The sequence below is a fragment of the Pseudomonas sp. EL_65y_Pfl1_R83 genome, from assembly GCF_963970695.1.
GTDB lineage: Bacteria > Pseudomonadota > Gammaproteobacteria > Pseudomonadales > Pseudomonadaceae > Aquipseudomonas > Aquipseudomonas tritici.
Genome location: NZ_CAXAQI010000017.1, coordinates 100,737 through 118,390 on the forward strand (window position 1 = coordinate 100,737; position 17,654 = coordinate 118,390).

Consider the following 17,654-nt stretch of genomic DNA (forward strand, 5'->3'; position numbering starts at 1 on the left):
TGAGTGGTTACAACCCGGCATTCGCCGGGTTTTTTGTGGTTACTAATCTGTGAAACAGCTTCGGGAATATGAAGCCGGTTGTCGGGTGGCACGGGAAAATTGTTACCTGGCGGAAAATAACCTAACGGATGGGTTACGATGAAAGTAGGCGCTTACAAGGGATATGTGATTTCGGTGTTTATCAGGGATGAGCATTGCCCGCTCCATGTGCATGTGAGGGGGAACGGATGGGATGCGCGTTTTCGTTTCAGTTTTCTGGATGGGATGTTGAGTTGTGGGATGTCGAGCCTGAGCGGCGGCAGCCACCCATGGCGGTTTTGAAAGAAATACGCGGGGCGATCATGCAGCGGCATTACCTGGCGCGGGCACGCAGGATCTGGTGGGAATACCTGCAAACGGTCTGCCTGGAGAATCACTCCTGGGATTGGGAGGCCCGCGAGGTGTTGCCTGGGCTGATCATTCAGCCGGGTGTTTATGTGATCGCGCGTGCCCGGCACGATGTCGTTGGGCAGAAAACAATTTTGAATCTGGTCAGGGCACCGGGTTTTGTGGGGATTGAACTATGAAGCAAATCGTAAAAGCCAAAGTTGTACCCTATAAACCGCTCACTGAGGCCGATGTCGAAAAGGCGATAGCCCGAGGGCGTAAGACACGGCACCTTTATGCCCGCGCCAGCTCTGTGCGTTATGAAGACAACTGCATTTCCATCGGCTTCAGCGACGGTAGTCGCGTTGTACTGCCGGTGGCTGGCCTGCCCGAGTTCGCGGGGTTTTCCTTGGAGGACTTTGAGCAACTTGAAGTCGGCTTTGGCGGAAAGGCGCTGTGCTGTGATGCCCAGGACTTGGATGTTTCGGTCACGGGCCTGATCGCCACCAGCAAACCGCTGATGGACCTAGCCACCAGTTTGGTTGCCTCGCGCAACGGTCGCAAAAGCAGCCCCGCCAAATCCGCCGCCGCCCGAGCCAATGGCAAGAAGGGCGGGCGGCCACGCAAGAAGGAACCTGAGGACGGTGAACTACCGCCGAGTCAGTAACACCCCGGATTCCATATGGTGCGTCCACGGAAACTGGTCAAACAGCGCGCATTGGGTGATGCGGTGCGTGTCATGCAGTTGCGCGATGTTCGCCGCCAACGTCTCCGGGTTGCAGGAGATGTACAGGATGTTGTCGAAGCGTCGGGTCAGTTCGCAGGTGTCCGGGTCCATGCCGGCGCGCGGCGGGTCGACGAACACGCTGCCGAACTCATAGCGCTTTAGGTCGATGCCGTGCAGGCGGCGGAACGGGCGCACTTCGTTGAGCGCTTCGGTGAGTTCTTCGGCGGAGAGTCGCACCAGGGTGACGTTATCCACGGCGTTTTCATCGAGGTTGCTCAGCGCCGCATTCACTGAGGTCTTGCTGATCTCGGTGGCCAGCACTTTGCGCACGCGGGTTGCCAAGGGCAGGGTGAAGTTACCGTTGCCGCAGTACAGCTCGAGCAAATCATCCGGGCGGTCACCCAAGGCTTCGTATGCCCAGTTGAGCATCTTCTGGTTCACCGTGCCGTTGGGCTGGGTGAAGGCGCCTTCGGGTTGGCGGTAGCTGAAGGTGCGCTCGCCAACGTCGAGTTTTTCCACCACGTAATCATGGCCGATCACATCGCGCTTGCCCTTCGAGCGGCCGATGATGCTTACGTTCAAGTCGGCAGCCAGCTGGTTCGCGGCGGTGTGCCAGTGCTCGTCCAGCGGGCGGTGATAGCACAGAGTAATCATCGCGTCGCCGGCCAGGGTGGTGAGGAACTCTACCTGGAACAGCTTGTGGCTCAGGGCGGCGCTGGCTTGCCAGGCGGCCTTGAGTTGCGGCATCAACTGGTTGATGCGGGCGCTTGCGATGGGGAACGCGTCGATCAGGATCGGCGTGCGCTTGTCGTCCTGGGAAAACATTGCGTAGTGGCGCTCACCGCCTTCGCGCCACAGGCGGAACTCCGCGCGCAGGCGGAAGTTCTGTGGGGGCGAGTCGAAGACCTGTGGCTCCGGTGCATCGAACGGTGCCAGCAGGTCACGCAAGCGCGTGACCTTGTCTTGCAGTTGAGCGGTGTAGCGTGCGGCGTCAAAAGTCATGCGTTGAACCAGCCCAGCTTGATCACGAACAGAATCGACAGAATCACCAGCGCCGGGTTCAGCTCACGGTAGCGGCCCGAAAGCAGCTTGATGGCGGTCCAGGCGATGAAACCGAAGGCGATGCCGTTGGCAATGGAGTAAGTGAAGGGCATCGCCAGGGCGGTGATCACCACCGGCGCTGCAACGGTAATGTCGTCCCAGTCGATTTCGGCCAGGCCCGACGTCATCAGCACGGCCACGAACAGCAGTGCCGGTGCAGTTGCGAAGGCAGGTACGCTGGCGGCCAGTGGCGAGAAAAACAGCGCCAGCAGGAACAGGATCGCTACCACGACGGCGGTCAAACCGGTGCGGCCACCTGCGCTCACGCCGGCAGCCGATTCGATGTAGCTGGTAGTCGTTGACGTACCCAGCAGCGAACCGGCCATGGCGGCGGTGCTGTCGGCGATCAGCGCACGGCCCATTTTCGGCATGTGGCCGTCCTTGCCCATCAGGCCCGCGCGCTTGGCGACGCCGATCAGGGTGCCGGAGTTATCGAACAGGTCGACGAACAGGAATGCGAAGATCACGCTCACCAGGCCGATATCGAGCGCGCCTTTAATATCCAGCTGCAGGAACGTCGGGGCCAGGGACGGCGGCATTGAGGTCACGCCGCCGAACGGGGTGACGCCCAGCAGGATCGACACGATGGTCACTGCCAGGATGCCAATCAGCACGGCTCCGCGTACCGCCAGGGCTTCCAGCGCAACGATGAGCACGAAACCCAGGGTGGCGAGGATCGGAGCAGGTTGCTTCAAGTCACCCAGGCCAACCAGCGTGGCCGGGTTGGCAACCACAATCCCGGCGTTGTGCAGCGCAATCAGCGCCAGGAACAGGCCGATACCCGCAGCAATCGCCGAGCGCAGGGGCAGGGGAATGCTGTTGATGATCCACTCACGGATACGAAAGATCGACAGCAGGAAGAACAGCACCGCCGAGATAAACACCGCACCCAGCGCAACCTGCCAGGTATGGCCCATGTGCAGGACCACGGTGTAGGTAAAGAAGGCGTTGAGGCCCATGCCCGGCGCGAGGGCGATCGGGTAGTTGGCGATCAGGCCCATCACGGTCGAACCGATGGCGGCCGCCAGGCAGGTCGCGACGAATACCGCGCCCTTGTCCATGCCGGTCTCGCCGAGGATGCTCGGGTTCACGAACAGGATGTAGGCCATGGCCAGGAATGTTGTGATGCCCGCGAGGATCTCGGTGCGCACGTTGGTGTTGTGTGCCTTGAGTTGAAACAGCTTTTCCAGCATGCCTGCTCCCTGTGACGCTCTGTGGCGTCGTGATTTGTTGACCTCTAAGTCAAAGCACAAACTGCGCCAAGCGCCTGTGGTTTCAGAGAGGATCGGAAAAAGCGGCGCATCATACCAGCAGCCGAGGCCTTGAGGCATACTGCGACGACGTTTAAACGAAGGTCACCCGCAGCATGAAAAACGCCAAACCGTGGAGTCTAGTCCTGATCCCCTGTATCAGCCTGTTGCTCGGCGCAGCACCGGCGTGGGGCGCGACTGCACCGCCCTTGAGCGAAGTGCGTGTGTTCAAGGTCGAGTCGGCGAAGTGCAGCGAGACCATTGCGGAACGTGTAAACACTACCCAGATGTGTGAGCACCGCGGGCCCACCCGGGTTTCTGTGATGGAAGTCGGCCTGGGCAACAACCCCATGGGTCGCTTCAATGGTGCTGAGTTGAATGGCCAGCGCACGGCGGTTTGCCAGGTGGGCAACATCAGCGAAGCCTGCACGGGGGCCGGCACATTGATGGGCTACATCTATGTGTTTGACCTGAACGTCGAAGCCCAGGGCTGGTTCCAGTACAGCAACTCCTCGATCAACCCCCCGCGAAATACCTTGACCACACAGCTCAATATCCGCTGATCAATCACCTTGAACGCTCAATACCCTGGGAAGTCGTACCCCTGAGACGGCGACTTTCCTGAACGCCGCGGATGTAGACCAACCCGTGAGGTGTTTATGAGCGCGACCCCCAATGGCGCGGCGACCCAACCGTTCGCCAGCCACTCCATATGCCTGAGGCTCAACGGCCAGGATCGCCAGTTGGATGTGCTGCCCTGGACCACACTACTCGACCTTTTGCGTGAGCAGCTCGACCTGGTGGGCAGCAAAAAAGGCTGCGACCACGGCCAGTGCGGCGCCTGCACCGTATTGCGCGATGGCAAGCGGATCAATGCCTGCCTGACGCTGGCGGTGATGTGCGACGGTGCCGAACTCACCACCATCGAAGGCCTGGCCAGCGGCGACCAACTGCACCCGATGCAGCAGGCGTTTATCAAACACGATGCCTTCCAATGCGGTTACTGCACCCCTGGACAGATCTGCTCGGCCGTCGGCCTGGCCAATGAAGGTCGGGCCCACGACACGGCGCAAATCCAAGAGCTGATGAGCGGTAACCTGTGCCGCTGTGGGGCTTACAGCAATATCCGCGATGCCATTGAAGACGTAGTGGGAGGTGAGCAATGAATCCCTTCCACTACAGCAAGCCTGCGGATGTGCAAGAAGCGGTTCATCTGAGCAGCGCCGCGTCGCGCTTTATTGCCGGTGGCACCAACCTGCTGGACCTGATGAAAGAAAACATCAGCCGCCCCGAGCATCTCATCGATATCACAGGATTGCCGCTCAATGACATTCAGGAGACTGCCGGTGGCGGTCTGTTGATCGGCGCGTTGGTGAGCAACGCCGACCTGGCCTGGCACCCGCTGATCGAACAACGTTACCCGCTGCTGTCCCAGGCCATCCTGGCCGGCGCCTCGCCGCAACTGCGCAACATGGCCAGTACCGGCGGCAACCTGTTGCAGCGCACCCGTTGCTACTACTTCTATGACGCTACCGTGCCGTGCAATAAGCGTGAGCCCGGCAGTGGCTGCCCGGCACGCACCGGTTTGAACCGTATTCACGCGATCCTCGGCGCCAGTGAACAATGTGTCGCCACCCATCCCTCCGACATGTGCGTCGCTTTGGCAGCGCTGGAGGCGAGGGTGCATGTAGAGGGGCGTGGCGGTTCGCGGATCATTGAGTTCGCCGACTTTCATCGCCTACCGGGTGATGCGCCGCAACGTGACAACCAATTGGCCGACGATGAGCTGATCACCGCCATCGAACTGCCTGCCGATCACCTGGCAAACCATAGCAATTACCTGAAAATCCGCGACCGTGCCTCTTATGCGTTCGCCCTGGTGTCTGTGGCTGCCGCGCTTGAGCTGGACGGCGACACCATCATCGACGCGCGCCTGGCCCTTGGCGGCGTGGCCCACAAACCCTGGCGTGACCGCGTGGTGGAAGCCTCACTGATCGGCCAGGTTGTTAGCCGCGAAACCTTCAGTAACGCCGCCGATGCCCTGTTGCAAGACGCCGAGCCGCTGCAACACAACGGCTTCAAGATCAAGCTGGCACGCCGGGGGATTATTCGCGCCCTGAGCGACGCCGCTGTTGCAGGAGAACGCCCATGAGCGCTATAGGCAAACCCTTGGACCGCGTTGACGGTCTGCTCAAGGTCACAGGCAAAGCGCGGTATGCCGGTGAGTTTCCCGAAGAAGGCCTGCTGCATGGCAGCGTAGTGTCGAGCACCGTGGCCAAGGGCCGGGTGCTGCGTATCGACGCGACCAAGGCGCTGGCGCTGCCGGGTGTGGTGGAGGTTATCCATCACCTCAATCGGCCAATAATCGCCAGCTACGATGATGCTTTCCAGGACGATGATGCGGCCGACGGCTCGCCGTTTCGCCCGCTGTACAACGATCGCGTACTGTACAGCGGCCAGCCACTGGCGCTGGTGATCGCCGATAACCTCGAGGTGGCGCGACATGCCGGCTCCCTGGTGGAGATCGAGTACGAAACCGAAGCCTTTGAAACCGACTTGCTGGCCTTGCAGGAACAAGCCTACGCCTCGCCGCAGACTCCGCCCAAGCCGCGCGGCAACTTCCAGGCCGAATGGACCGGCGCTGCCGTCAGCCTGGATCTGCACTACAGCACCCCCATCGAACACCACAACCCGATGGAGCCCCACGCCAGCACCGTGCTGTTTCAGCCGGACGGCACGCTGCACATCCACGACAAGACCCAAGGCCCGCAGAACTGCCAGGCCTATGTGCAAAAAGTCTTCGGCCTGGATAAAAGCCAGGTGCGTGTCTTCGCGGCATTTGTCGGCGGCGCCTTTGGCTCCGGCCTGCGCCCGCAGTATCAATTGCCGCTGGCGGTGATGGCGTCCTTGGCGCTCAAGCGCTCGGTGCGCGTCACGCTGACGCGTCAGCAGATGTTCACCTTCGGCTACCGCCCACGCACTTTGCAGCGTTTGCAACTGGGCGCCGCCGCCAACGGCCGCCTGCTGGCACTGGGGCACACCGCGATTGGCCAGACGTCGCGCTTCGAGGATTTCAGTGAGCATGTGGTGGAGTGGAGCGGCATGCTCTACCACTGCGATAACGTGCAGCTTACTTATAAGTTGGTGCCACTGGATGTGTTCACGCCGCTAGACATGCGTGCACCTGGGGCGGCCCTCGGGGTGATCGGCCTGGAGTGCGCCATGGACGAACTGGCCTGCGCGCTGGGGATGGACCCGGTGCAACTGCGGCTGATCAACTATGCCGAACGCAATCAGAACGAAGACAAGCCCTGGTCGAGCAAAGCCCTGCGCGAGTGTTACCGCGAAGGCGCCGAGCGTTTCGGCTGGCACCAACGCAACCCGGAACCGCGCAGCATGCGCGACGGCCGCCAGTTGATCGGCTGGGGCATGGCCGGCGGCGTGTGGGAGGCGATGCAGATGAAGGCCAGCGCCAAGGCGCGTATTGATGCCGAGGGCAAACTGACCGTCAGCAGCGCCACCACCGATATCGGCACTGGCACCTACACGGTGATGACCCAGATCGCGGCTCAGGCCAGTGGCGTGGCGGTTGAGGACGTGGCCTTTGTGTTGGGGGATTCATCGTTGCCCACTGCGCCGCTGCAGGGCGGATCATTTACCGTGTCCTCCGTCGGCACGGCTGTGCAGCAGGCCTGCGAAGCGTTGAATGCCAAGCTGTTGGCCGTTGCTCGGCAGACGTACCCGGTATTCAAGGAGGCCGAATCCGTGCGCTTTGAAGACGGCCAGTTGCATACCGGTGACGTCAGTGTGTCATTGGCACAGCTGGTCAAGGACAGTGGCGAAGACGCGTTGGCGGTGCAGGTCGACAGCGAGCCCGACAAGAAGCGCGAGGGGTTTGCTACCGCTACCCATTCGGCGGTATTTGTCGAGGTGCGTGTGGATGAAGACCTGGGCACGATCAAGGTCAGCCGGGTGGTCAGCGCGATTGCCGCCGGGCGCGTGGTCAACCCGAAGATGGCGCGCAGCCAGATCCTCGGCGGGGTGGTATGGGGTATCGGCATGGCCCTGCACGAAGAAACCCAGATCGACCATCAATTGGGGCGTTACATGAACCATAGCCTGGCGGAGTACCACATCCCGGTAAACGCCGATATCGGCGAGATTGACGTGGTGTTTGTCGAAGAGCGCGACGATATCGTCAACGCCCTTGGGTCGAAGGGGGTTGGTGAGATTGGTATTGTGGGCGTGGCGGCGGCGGTGGCGAATGCGATTTATCACGCCACTGGGAAGCGGGTGCGGGCGTTTCCGATTACCTTGGACAAAGTGCTCTGACGCAATCTCCTATCCACTGAAGATCAAGTGTGGGAGCTGGCTTGCCTGCGATGGCGGTGGGTCAGCTCCTGATGAGGTGACTGACACACCGCTATCGCGGGCAAGCCCGGCTCCCACAGTATTTTGCGGTGTGGCTTAAACCTTGGGTTCTTCCACCGGCACATGCATCCGATCCCGACTCGCCAGGGTCGGGAACAGCTTGATCCACACCCCCGTCACCACCAGCGTGCCGATCCCGCCCATGACCACGGCAGGCACGGTGCCGAACCAGTGGGCGGTGATGCCCGATTCAAACTCGCCCAACTGATTCGACGCGCCGATAAACAAACCGTTGACTGCACTGACCCGCCCGCGCATTTCGTCCGGTGTCTCCAACTGCACGAATGAGGCGCGGATCACCATGCTGATCATGTCTGCCGCACCCAGCACCACCAGCACCGCCAGGGAAAACCAGAACGAGGTGGACAGGCCGAAGGCGATGGTCGCCACGCCGAATACGCCGACGGCGGTGAACATCACGCGGCCCACATGCCGGTCCACCGCGAACCGCGCCAACCACAACGACATCAATAGCGCGCCCACTGCCGGTGCCGAACGCAGCAGGCCCAGGCCCCAGGCGCCGGTCAGCAGGATGTCCTTGGCGAACACCGGCAGCAACGCGGTGGCGCCACCCAGCAGCACGGCGAACAAATCGAGGGAGATGGCACCGAGAATATCCGGGCGGCTGCGGATGAAGCGGATACCGGCGAGCAGAGAGTCCATGGTCGCCTTGGCTTTGTTCAGCGGCGTTTGGCGCGCGGGCAAATTCAGGGTCAGCACGCAGGCAATGAGGTACAGCACCACCGTGGGGCCATACACCCACACGCTGCCAAAGGCGTAAAGCAAACCGCCAAGGGCCGGCGCGACAATGGTCGCCAACTGCTGGGCCGACTGCGACGAGGCCACGGCCCGTGGGAACAGTGCGGCGGGCACAAGGCTCGGGAGCATGGCCTGGGTGGTGGGCATTTCAAACGAGCGCGCGGCACCCAGCAGGAAGGCGAGGATAAAGATCATCTCGCGGGTCACGTTGCCGGTCAGGCCTCCAATGGCCAGGGACAAGGCGATAAGGGCCTGCACGGTCTGGCAGATGGCGGCAACTTTGCGCCGCTCATAGCGGTCGGCCACATGCCCGGTGTGCAGCATGAACAGCACGCGCGGCACGAATTCCACTAATCCGACCAAACCCAGGTCCAGCACGTTGCCCGTCAGTTGGTAGAGGTTCCAGCCGATCGCCACGGTGAGCATCTGGAAGCCGCTGGCGGTGAAGATGCGCGCCAGCCAGAAGGCGATGAAAGGGCGATGGTGACGTAACAGCAACGCAGGTTCGCTAGGCATCGGGAATTCGGGTCAAGGCCGGGGGAAGCGCCGAGATTATCATTAAGTTGTAACAGATAGTTGCAAGAACTGAGCTGAGGCAGTCTGTCACGCGGCAAAAGACCACACAGGCCAACCTCAAAAATGGGACTACTCTTTCAGCAATGCTTGATTCAGATCAATGCCGTCGCAGGGGCAGTTCAAGTCGGCAGACCAGTCAAGCATCCCAGCGTGATTGGACAAAAAAAGAAACGAATTGAAATTCGCCGTACTCCATATCGATGGGGCAGTGATTGCAGGCCGCCGGCCGGCATTCGGTATTACCTGAAAGAGGACAACATATGTTCGGTTTGGAGGCGCTAGATCTCGCCCGAGTCCAGTTCGCGTTCACCATCTCATTCCATATCCTGTTCCCGGCGATCACCATCGGCCTGGCCAGTTACCTTGCGGTGCTGGAAGGCTTGTGGCTCAAGACCCACAACGACACTTACCGTGATCTCTACCACTTCTGGTCGAAGATTTTTGCCGTCAACTTCGGCATGGGCGTGGTGTCCGGCTTGGTCATGGCCTACCAGTTCGGCACCAACTGGAGCCGCTTCTCGGACTTCGCTGGCGCCGTCACCGGGCCACTTCTGACCTACGAAGTGCTCACGGCCTTCTTCCTTGAGGCCGGTTTCCTCGGCGTGATGCTGTTCGGTTGGAACAAGGTCGGGCGCAACCTGCACTTTTTCTCCACCGTGATGGTGGCCGTGGGTACGTTGATTTCGACCTTCTGGATCCTGTCGTCCAACAGCTGGATGCAGACGCCCCAGGGCTTTGAAATCATTGACGGCCGCGTGATCCCAACCGATTGGTTCGCCGTGGTCTTCAACCCGTCGTTCCCTTATCGCCTGGCGCACATGGCCACGGCGGCCTTCGTGGCGACAGCGTTCTTCGTCGGCTCCTCAGCGGCCTGGCACTTGTTGCGCGGCAAGGACAACCCGGCGATCCGCAAAATGCTCTCGATGGCGATGTGGATGGCGCTGATTGTTGCGCCTATCCAGGCGGTGATCGGCGACTTCCATGGCCTCAATACCTTGAAGCACCAGCCGGCGAAAATCGCCGCGATTGAAGGCCACTGGGAAAACAAAGGCAACGAACCGACACCGCTGATCCTGTTTGGCTGGCCCGACATGAAGGCCGAAAAAACCAAATACGCGGTGGAAATTCCCTACCTGGGCAGCCTGATCCTCACCCACTCCCTGGATAAACAGGTGCCTGCGCTCAAGGACTTCCCACCGGAAGATCGTCCGAATTCGACCATCGTGTTCTGGTCGTTCCGGGTCATGGTCGGCCTGGGCTTCCTGATGATCTTCACCGGCCTGTTCAGCCTCTGGCTGCGCCGGGGCGACAAGATGTACACGTCCAAACCGTTCCTGTACCTGGCGTTGTGGATGGGCCCGTCCGGCCTGATTGCGATCCTTGCGGGTTGGTTCACCACCGAGATCGGCCGCCAGCCGTGGGTAGTCTACGGCTTGATGCGCACAGCGGATGCTTCTTCCGGGCATAGCCTGGCGCAGATGACCATTACCCTGGTGTTGTTCGTGGTGGTGTACTTCGCGCTGTTTGGTGCGGGTCTTGGCTACATGATGCGTTTGGTGCGCAAAGGCCCTGTAGCCCATGACGTGACCGAGCCGACCCACGGTGGTCCTGGCCAGAAGCGCACGCCGGCGCGTCCTTTGTCTGCTGCCGATGACGGCACTGACAACGACCACGACCACATCCAGCATAAGGGGAATTGAGATGGGTATTGATCTTCCGCTGATCTGGGCCGTGATCATCATCTTCGGCATCATGATGTACGTGGTCATGGACGGCTTCGACCTGGGTATCGGCATCCTGTTTCCGTTTATCCCGGGCAAGACCGACCGTGACGTGATGATGAACACCGTGGCGCCGGTCTGGGACGGTAACGAAACCTGGTTGGTATTGGGCGGCGCGGCGCTGTTCGGCGCGTTCCCGCTGGCCTATTCGGTGGTGTTGTCGGCGCTGTACCTGCCGCTGATGCTGATGTTGATCGGGCTGATCTTTCGCGGTGTCGCGTTCGAGTTCCGCTTCAAGGCCAAAGACCACAAGCGTCACCTGTGGGACAAGGCGTTTATCGGCGGCTCGTTGGCTGCAACGTTCTTCCAGGGCGTGGCGCTGGGGGCGTTTATCGATGGCATCCCGGTAGTGAATCGCCAGTTCGCCGGCGGTTCGCTGGACTGGGCCACACCGTTCACGATGTTCTGCGGTGTGGCGTTGATCGTGGCCTATGCGTTGCTCGGTTGCACTTGGCTGATCATGAAGACCGAAGGCCCGTTGCAGGAGAAGATGCACAACCTGGCGCGGCCCCTGGCGTTCGTGGTGCTGGCGGTGATCGGCATCGTGAGTATCTGGACGCCGCTGACGCACCCGGAAATTGCGTCGCGCTGGTTCACCCTGCCCAACCTGTTCTGGTTCCTGCCAGTGCCGATCCTGGTGCTGGTGACCATGTACGGCCTGTTCCGCGCCGTGGCACGCAACGCGCACTACACGCCGTTCCTGCTGACGCTGGTGCTGATCTTCCTGGGCTACAGCGGCCTGGGTATCAGCCTGTGGCCGAACATCATTCCGCCATCGGTGTCGATTTGGGACGCTGCCGCGCCGCCGCAAAGCCAAGGCTTCATGCTGGTGGGCACGTTATTCATCATCCCGTTCATCCTGGGCTACACCTTCTGGAGCTACTACGTATTCCGCGGCAAGGTCACCCACGAAGACGGTTATCACTAGGAGGGTCGTCTCATGTCCGGCAAACCTACGTTGCACGAGATTGAACAGGGCGAGAAACAACCGTTGTGGCGGCGCCTGGGGTGGCTGGCGATGATCTGGACTGGCAGCGTGCTGGCCCTGTTCGTCGTGGCCAGCCTGATGCGCATGTTCATGAACGCGGCTGGCTTGACCACCCACTGACATCCCATCCCGTCGCCTTGCGGCACGGTTTTTTGGCCCCGCCTCTCCTCGCAGTGGCGGGGCTTTTTTTATTTGCGCGCTTTGAGGATCACGAATTTCGGCGTGGTGGCGATTTGCTCGACACCCCGGAACAAGCGCGCCAGCTTGGTGTGATAACCCAAGTGGCGGTTGCCGACTATATAGAGAGCGCCGCCGACTACCAGCGCTTCCCGCGCCTGCTGGAACATACGCCAGGCGAGGAAGTCACCGACCACCTGCTGCTGGTGGAAAGGCGGGTTGCACAGCACCACGTCCAGCGAATCGGGTGCCTGGCCGGCCAAGCCATCGGCGGCGCGTACGATGACATCGCGCTCACCGAGCGCTGCTTGCCAGTTTTGGGCCGCCGACTGCATGGCCATATAGGACTCGTCCACCAGGGTGTATTGCGCCTCGGGGTTTTGCAGGGCGCTGGCAATCGCCAGTACACCGTTGCCACACCCCAGGTCCGCCACCCGCGCGCTGCCCAGGCTTTTTGGTAGGTGCGGCAGGAACGCACGGGTGCCGATGTCCAGGCTTTCGCGGCAGAACACGTTGGCGTGGTTCAGCAACTCGATGGCTGGCGCGTCGAGGGTGTAGCGGGTCGGATACGGCGAGACAGCCGCGGGACGATCTTCAACAGTGGCGATCAGCAATCGCGCTTTCTTGACCGCCAGCGATGCGTGCATCGGCCCGATGTAGCGTTCCAGCAACTCGCCCGCCGCCCGTGGCAAGTGCTTGATCATCGCCCCGGCAATCACTTCGGCGCCTGGCGCAAGCTGGCCTTGCAGGCGGATCAATTGCTCTTCGAGCAGGGCCAGGGTTTTCGGCACGCGGATCAGTACGCGGTCAAAAGGCCCTGCCGGGATTTGGCTGGCCGGGATGAACGGCACAGCGTCAAACGCCTTGCTGTTGCGCACCAGGTTTTTCTCCAGGCCCTGGGCTGCCAGGAATGAGTCGCCGCTGGAGGTTACCTGTACTTGGCCCTGGAGGCTGACGGCCAGAGCGCCGAAGCTGTCATTGAGCACCAACATGCGGGTCTCAGTAGTCGGCTGCTGTTCGGCCAGATGATTGAGCAGGTACTCGTCAGCTGCATCGAAGGCTTGCAGCGGATCATTATGTTGCTCTGGCTGGCGGATCAGATCGAGCTGGGCGAAGGGGCTTTCGAGCAGGGGCATGGAGGGGGAGGCTCTGGGTAAACGATAAGTGTTCGGCAGTGGCCAGCCGAGGCGTCTGAGTGAACGACTGGCGGCACCCGGGGGGTGGCTGCTCAACACTCAGAATTGGCCGCAAATGTTACTTTTTTTTCAGGGGGATTACATGCGGTGTTTGCTGGCGGGTCAAATAATCCCGTCTTGTGCGGCGCGGAGCACGGCGGCGATCTTGTTGTTGACCCCCAGTTTTTTCAGGCAACTGCAGACATGAAAGCCCACCGTGCGTTCGGATAAACAAAGGATGGCGGCGATGTCCGCTGCGGTCTTGCCCTTGCCAGACCACATGAGCACTTCCGTTTCACGCGGGGTCAATAGGCTGGCGGGTTTGGTACTGGGTATGTCGGCATACTTATGCGCCAGTACTGCATGCATCGCGTGACACAACCACAGCATCAGCCCCGCTTTTTCGTAAAGTTCTTCCGGCGTGATTGCGCCTTTACCGCGGCTCAGGGTCAACATGCTGAACATGCCCCGGAAATCATGGACGGTTATGGTCAGCGCCATGTGCACGCCTGAAGTCTGCGCCAATGACCAAAGGCTGGGTACGTCTTTAAAGGTTTCTTCCTTCCAGACAATGGGCAGCGGGCTCTCCCTACAGTGCTTAACCACCGGGTCTACGCCAAAGAAGCTCGCCTGGTCATACACTGTTTTCCATTCATTTGGGTAGTTGGTGAATTCAATCGGCTTGACTTGGTTTTTAGGCAGGTTAGCGCTCATTTTGAAGGAACAGTGTTGGAAGCCGAGCTCTAAGGTTCTGATGGCCACCATTTCAAAGACGCTGGTGGCCTCATCTTCGTCGTCCAGTTTGGGATGCCGTATGTTGCGCCAGTTAATCATTGGTAACGCTCCATGGAATTCTCCGTGCCTTGAGGTACGTCCTGGACCCCCAACGCTGCACGGAAATGAGTGTAGGACAACGGCTACATATCGAGAGGAAAATTTCGTTCTTGTGCGCAGGTTTTTAAGAGTTTTTCTGCAAAGTGACCTGCTGGCGTTGGCCGCGGGCAGTCTGAAAGTCGCGGTTTATTAGGCGTTTGAAGGCCCTGTAACGACCAACTAACAACGTGTTTATAAGGGGGGGTGAGAGGCTAATAGCCAATTGATTGGCGGTGCAATTGGATAGCCATTACTGCATGTGTTGCGCGATACCACTACCAACCACAGGTGTTTCCACGCGCCACTTTGAGAGACACTAGGGCACCTGTTGAACGGAGGCCCCCATGACGGCCAGCGCTGAGAAATTCACCCGCCAGACCTTGCTCGATGTGCAATCGCTGACCCCCAGCCTGTTTACCCTGCGCACCACCCGCGATCCCGGTTTCCGCTTCACTGCGGGCCAGTTTGTGCGCCTGGGGGTGACCAAGGCGGATGGCAGCACCGTCTGGCGCGCCTATTCCTTAGTGTCCTCGCCGTTTGATGAGCACTTGGATTTTTTCTCGATCGTCGTCCCGGGCGGTGAGTTCACCAGTGAGCTGAGTCGCCTGCGGGTGGGCGATACCTTGATGGTGGAACGCCAGGCCACCGGATTCCTGACGTTGAACCGTTTCGTCGATGGTCGCGATTTGTGGATGCTGGGCACTGGCACCGGGGTGGCGCCGTTTTTGTCGATCCTGCAGGACTTCGAGGTCTGGGAGAAATTCGAGCGCATCATCCTGGTGTACAGCGCCCGCGAAGCCAAGGAGCTGGCCTATCAGGCGCTGATCAACGAACTGGGCGAGCGCGAGTACCTGGCCGAATACGCGCACAAGCTCACCTACATTCCTATCGTCACCCGTGAACAACACCCGGGCGCGCTGAATGGGCGCATCACGACGCTGATCGAAAATGGCGAACTGGAACGCGCGGCCGGCGTTGAGCTGGCCCCGGAGCATTCCCGCGTGCTGATCTGCGGCAACCCGCAGATGGTTGATGACACGCGGCAGTTGCTCAAGCAGCGCGATATGAATCTGAGCCTGAGCCGTCGTCCTGGTCAGGTGGCGGTAGAAAATTACTGGTAATAAAAAAGGCGCCTCAAGCAGGCGCCTTTTTTTCAAGCCGGTGTTTACTGAAGCGGCTTGTCGTTCTGTGCCTTGAGCAGATCACGGATCTCACCCAGCAACAGTTCTTCCTTGGTCGGCGTCGGTGGCAGGCTTGGCGCCACGGCCTCTTCACGCTTCAGGCGATTGATCGCCTTCACACCCATGAAGATCGCAAACGCGACGATGACAAAGTCGATGACGCTCTGGATGAACTTACCGTAGGCCAGCACCACCGCAGGCACATCGCCTTGCGCTGCCTTGAGCGTTATCGCCAGGTCAGCGAAGTCCACGCCACCGATCAGCAGACCAATGGGCGGCATTATTACGTCGCCTACAAAGGAGGAAACAATTTTGCCGAAGGCCGCGCCGATGATAATACCGACGGCCATGTCGACCACATTACCTTTGACCGCGAAGGCCTTGAACTCACTGATCACGCCCATGGTTATTCCTTGTTACAGATGAGAAGGGTGGGGCTCAGTGTAATTCAGTCGTAGCGGGCTTGCCTGACACAACCGTTAACACTGTTAGTTGTTATCGACACATTAAATCGAAAATAGTTTTCAAAGTGCCATCAATCGCGCGCGAAATACTCGCTAAATCAGGTACTTACCAGGTTATTTTATCAATCGGGTTGGTACGTCTTTTCTATTTATCTTCTGACTCTCGGGTCACTAGCCTCTGGCAAGCACAACTGAATGTGCACTAAAAAAACCAGAGGAAATCTTGATGAACACCCCAATGAGCCGCGGGCCTGTTACAGCGCGAACTGCGCTGGTACTGGTGACCGCCAGCCTGCTGTCCCTCTCTGTGCAAGCCGCCAACTTGACCCGCGATAACGGTGCAGCGGTGGGCGACAACCAGAACTCGCAAACCGCCGGCGCCAATGGCCCGGTACTGCTGCAGGACGTGCAACTGATCCAGAAGCTGCAACGCTTCGACCGCGAACGCATCCCGGAGCGCGTGGTACACGCCCGTGGCACGGGCGCCCACGGCACCTTCACGGTCACCGACAACCTCAGCGACTTGACCAAGGCCAAGGTATTCGCCGCTGGCGAAACCACACCGGTGTTCGTGCGCTTCTCCGCCGTGGTGCACGGCAACCACTCCCCGGAAACCCTGCGCGACCCGCGCGGTTTCGCCACCAAGTTCTACACCGCCGACGGCAACTGGGACCTGGTGGGCAACAACTTCCCGACGTTCTTTATCCGCGATGCGATCAAGTTCCCGGACATGGTCCACGCGTTCAAACCCGACCCGCGCACCAACCTCGATGACGACTCTCGTCGCTTCGACTTCTTCTCCCATGTGCCCGAGTCCACGCGCACGCTGACCGAGCTGTACGCCGACTCCGGCACCCCGGCCAGCTATCGGGAAATGGATGGCAACGGTGTGCACGCTTACAAGCTGATCAATGCCAAAGGCGATGTGCACTACGTCAAATTCCACTGGAAAAGCCTGCAAGGCATCAAGAATCTGGATCCCAAGCAAGTCACCGAAGTGCAGGGCCGTGACTACAGCCACATGACCAACGATCTGGTCACGCATATCAACAAGGGCGACTTCCCCAAGTGGGACCTGTACGTGCAGGTGCTCAAGCCTGAAGACCTGGCCAAGTTCGACTTCGACCCACTGGACGCCACCAAGATCTGGCCGAATGTGCCCGAGCGCAAAGTCGGGCAGATGGTGCTGAACCGCAACCCGGCCAACGTCTTCCAGGAAACCGAGCAAGTGGCCATGGCCCCGGCCAACCTGGTGCCGGGCATCGAACCGTCGGAAGACCGCCTGCTGCAAGGCCGAGTGTTTTCCTACGCCGACACCCAAATGTACCGCCTGGGCGCCAATGCCCTGCAACTGCCGATCAACGCACCACGCGCAACCGTCAACAATGGCAATCAGGACGGCGCACTGAACTCCGGCAAAACCACCAGCGGCGTGAACTACCAGCCAAGCCGCCTGGAGCTTCGGGAAGAGCCGCAAGCCGCGCGCTATAGCCAATCGGCCCTGTCGGGCAGCACCCAGCAGGCGAAGATCCAGCGTGAGCAGAACTTCAAGCAAGCCGGTGATCTGTACCGCTCCTTCAATAAAAAAGAGCGTCAGGACCTGATCGAGAACTTCGGCGGCTCGCTGGCAACCACCGATGATGAAAGCAAGCACATCATCCTGTCGTTCCTTTACAAAGCCGATCCGGAGTACGGCACTGGCGTAGCCAAGGTTGCCAAGGGGGACCTGGCGCGCGTGAAGGCGCTGGCGGAAAAACTGACTGACTGATCCGTTGGTTATGGTCGGCGCCCAGAGGTGGGCGTCG

The 17,654-nt window shown here is 60.2% G+C and carries 16 protein-coding genes and 1 pseudogene; 11 read left to right on the top strand and 6 right to left on the bottom strand.

The features are described from left to right. The first annotated feature begins 138 nt into the window (after positions 1–138). Together AACY08_RS22270 and AACY08_RS22275 are read left to right on the top strand one after the other, a co-directional pair. A pseudogene (locus AACY08_RS22270) lies at positions 139–566 on the top strand (DUF4160 domain-containing protein). Further along, positions 563–1,033 (top strand): DUF2442 domain-containing protein, encoded by a 471-nt coding sequence (locus tag AACY08_RS22275; protein ID WP_339471418.1) that lies wholly within the window; start codon positions 563–565, stop codon positions 1,031–1,033. The pseudogene AACY08_RS22270 and the gene AACY08_RS22275 overlap by 4 nt, the downstream one beginning before the upstream one ends. Here AACY08_RS22275 and trmA read toward each other — a convergent pair. Next, a complete protein-coding gene (trmA, locus tag AACY08_RS22280) occupies positions 1,016–2,095 on the bottom strand; it encodes a tRNA (uridine(54)-C5)-methyltransferase TrmA (protein WP_339471419.1) in 1,080 nt (359 codons plus the stop codon). The two genes, AACY08_RS22275 and trmA, sit on opposite strands and share 18 nt — an antisense overlap. Beyond that, the gene (locus tag AACY08_RS22285) at positions 2,092–3,387 is read right to left on the bottom strand and encodes an NCS2 family permease (RefSeq protein ID WP_339416840.1); all 1,296 of its coding nucleotides are present in this window, start codon (positions 3,385–3,387) and stop codon (positions 2,092–2,094) included. The genes trmA and AACY08_RS22285 overlap by 4 nt, the downstream gene beginning before the upstream one ends. Positions 3,388–3,560: 173 nt before the next feature. Here AACY08_RS22285 and AACY08_RS22290 point away from each other — a divergent pair, with 173 nt between their 5' ends. The 4 genes from AACY08_RS22290 to AACY08_RS22305 all read left to right on the top strand — a co-directional run bounded on the left by AACY08_RS22290 (position 3,561) and on the right by AACY08_RS22305 (position 7,776). Further along, complete coding sequence (locus AACY08_RS22290; RefSeq protein WP_339416839.1) at positions 3,561–4,007, top strand: DUF4879 domain-containing protein; 447 nt, start codon at positions 3,561–3,563, stop codon at positions 4,005–4,007. Between the two features lie 96 nt (positions 4,008–4,103). Beyond that, a complete protein-coding gene (locus AACY08_RS22295; RefSeq protein WP_339471421.1) occupies positions 4,104–4,610 on the top strand; it encodes a (2Fe-2S)-binding protein in 507 nt (168 codons plus the stop codon). Next, the gene (locus AACY08_RS22300; protein ID WP_339471423.1) at positions 4,607–5,596 is read left to right on the top strand and encodes an FAD binding domain-containing protein; all 990 of its coding nucleotides are present in this window, start codon (positions 4,607–4,609) and stop codon (positions 5,594–5,596) included. Before AACY08_RS22295 ends, AACY08_RS22300 begins: the two co-directional genes overlap by 4 nt. Further along, on the top strand, positions 5,593–7,776 hold the full coding sequence (locus AACY08_RS22305) for a xanthine dehydrogenase family protein molybdopterin-binding subunit (protein WP_339471424.1): 2,184 nt from the start codon (positions 5,593–5,595) through the stop codon (positions 7,774–7,776). Before AACY08_RS22300 ends, AACY08_RS22305 begins: the two co-directional genes overlap by 4 nt. 135 nt (positions 7,777–7,911) lie before the next feature. Here AACY08_RS22305 and AACY08_RS22310 read toward each other — a convergent pair whose 3' ends face one another. Continuing rightward, positions 7,912–9,150, bottom strand: a complete 1,239-nt coding sequence (locus tag AACY08_RS22310) for an MFS transporter (protein WP_339471426.1) — start codon at positions 9,148–9,150, stop codon at positions 7,912–7,914. A 320-nt stretch (positions 9,151–9,470) separates the two neighbouring features. On the opposite strand from AACY08_RS22310, the gene AACY08_RS22315 reads away from it, so the two are divergent. The 3 genes from AACY08_RS22315 to AACY08_RS22325 are packed head-to-tail and all read left to right on the top strand — an operon-like array spanning position 9,471 to position 12,099. Then, positions 9,471–10,910, top strand: a complete 1,440-nt coding sequence (locus AACY08_RS22315) for a cytochrome ubiquinol oxidase subunit I (RefSeq protein ID WP_339436771.1) — start codon at positions 9,471–9,473, stop codon at positions 10,908–10,910. A 1-nt stretch (position 10,911) separates the two neighbouring features. After that, on the top strand, positions 10,912–11,919 hold the full coding sequence (cydB, locus tag AACY08_RS22320; RefSeq protein WP_339416833.1) for a cytochrome d ubiquinol oxidase subunit II: 1,008 nt from the start codon (positions 10,912–10,914) through the stop codon (positions 11,917–11,919). Between the two features lie 12 nt (positions 11,920–11,931). Next, positions 11,932–12,099: a DUF2474 domain-containing protein gene (locus AACY08_RS22325; RefSeq protein WP_339471427.1), complete on the top strand. Its 168-nt coding sequence runs from the start codon at positions 11,932–11,934 to the stop codon at positions 12,097–12,099. A gap of 68 nt (positions 12,100–12,167) precedes the next feature. Here the strand turns inward: AACY08_RS22325 and AACY08_RS22330 are convergent, their stop codons facing one another. Further along, positions 12,168–13,292 (bottom strand): class I SAM-dependent methyltransferase, encoded by a 1,125-nt coding sequence (locus AACY08_RS22330; RefSeq protein ID WP_339471428.1) that lies wholly within the window; start codon positions 13,290–13,292, stop codon positions 12,168–12,170. A gap of 162 nt (positions 13,293–13,454) precedes the next feature. Continuing rightward, positions 13,455–14,165 (bottom strand): helix-turn-helix transcriptional regulator, encoded by a 711-nt coding sequence (locus AACY08_RS22335; RefSeq protein ID WP_339471430.1) that lies wholly within the window; start codon positions 14,163–14,165, stop codon positions 13,455–13,457. A 383-nt stretch (positions 14,166–14,548) separates the two neighbouring features. On the opposite strand from AACY08_RS22335, the gene AACY08_RS22340 reads away from it, so the two are divergent. Next, entirely contained in the window at positions 14,549–15,325 is a 777-nt protein-coding gene (locus AACY08_RS22340; protein WP_339436773.1) for a ferredoxin--NADP reductase, read from the top strand. 44 nt (positions 15,326–15,369) lie between these two features. Here AACY08_RS22340 and mscL read toward each other — a convergent pair whose 3' ends face one another. Next, complete coding sequence (mscL, locus tag AACY08_RS22345; protein WP_339416826.1) at positions 15,370–15,789, bottom strand: large-conductance mechanosensitive channel protein MscL; 420 nt, start codon at positions 15,787–15,789, stop codon at positions 15,370–15,372. Between the two features lie 286 nt (positions 15,790–16,075). Between mscL and katB the strand changes: the two genes are divergently transcribed. Beyond that, positions 16,076–17,617 (top strand): catalase KatB, encoded by a 1,542-nt coding sequence (gene katB / locus AACY08_RS22350; protein ID WP_339471431.1) that lies wholly within the window; start codon positions 16,076–16,078, stop codon positions 17,615–17,617. The last annotated feature ends 37 nt before the right edge of the window (positions 17,618–17,654 follow it).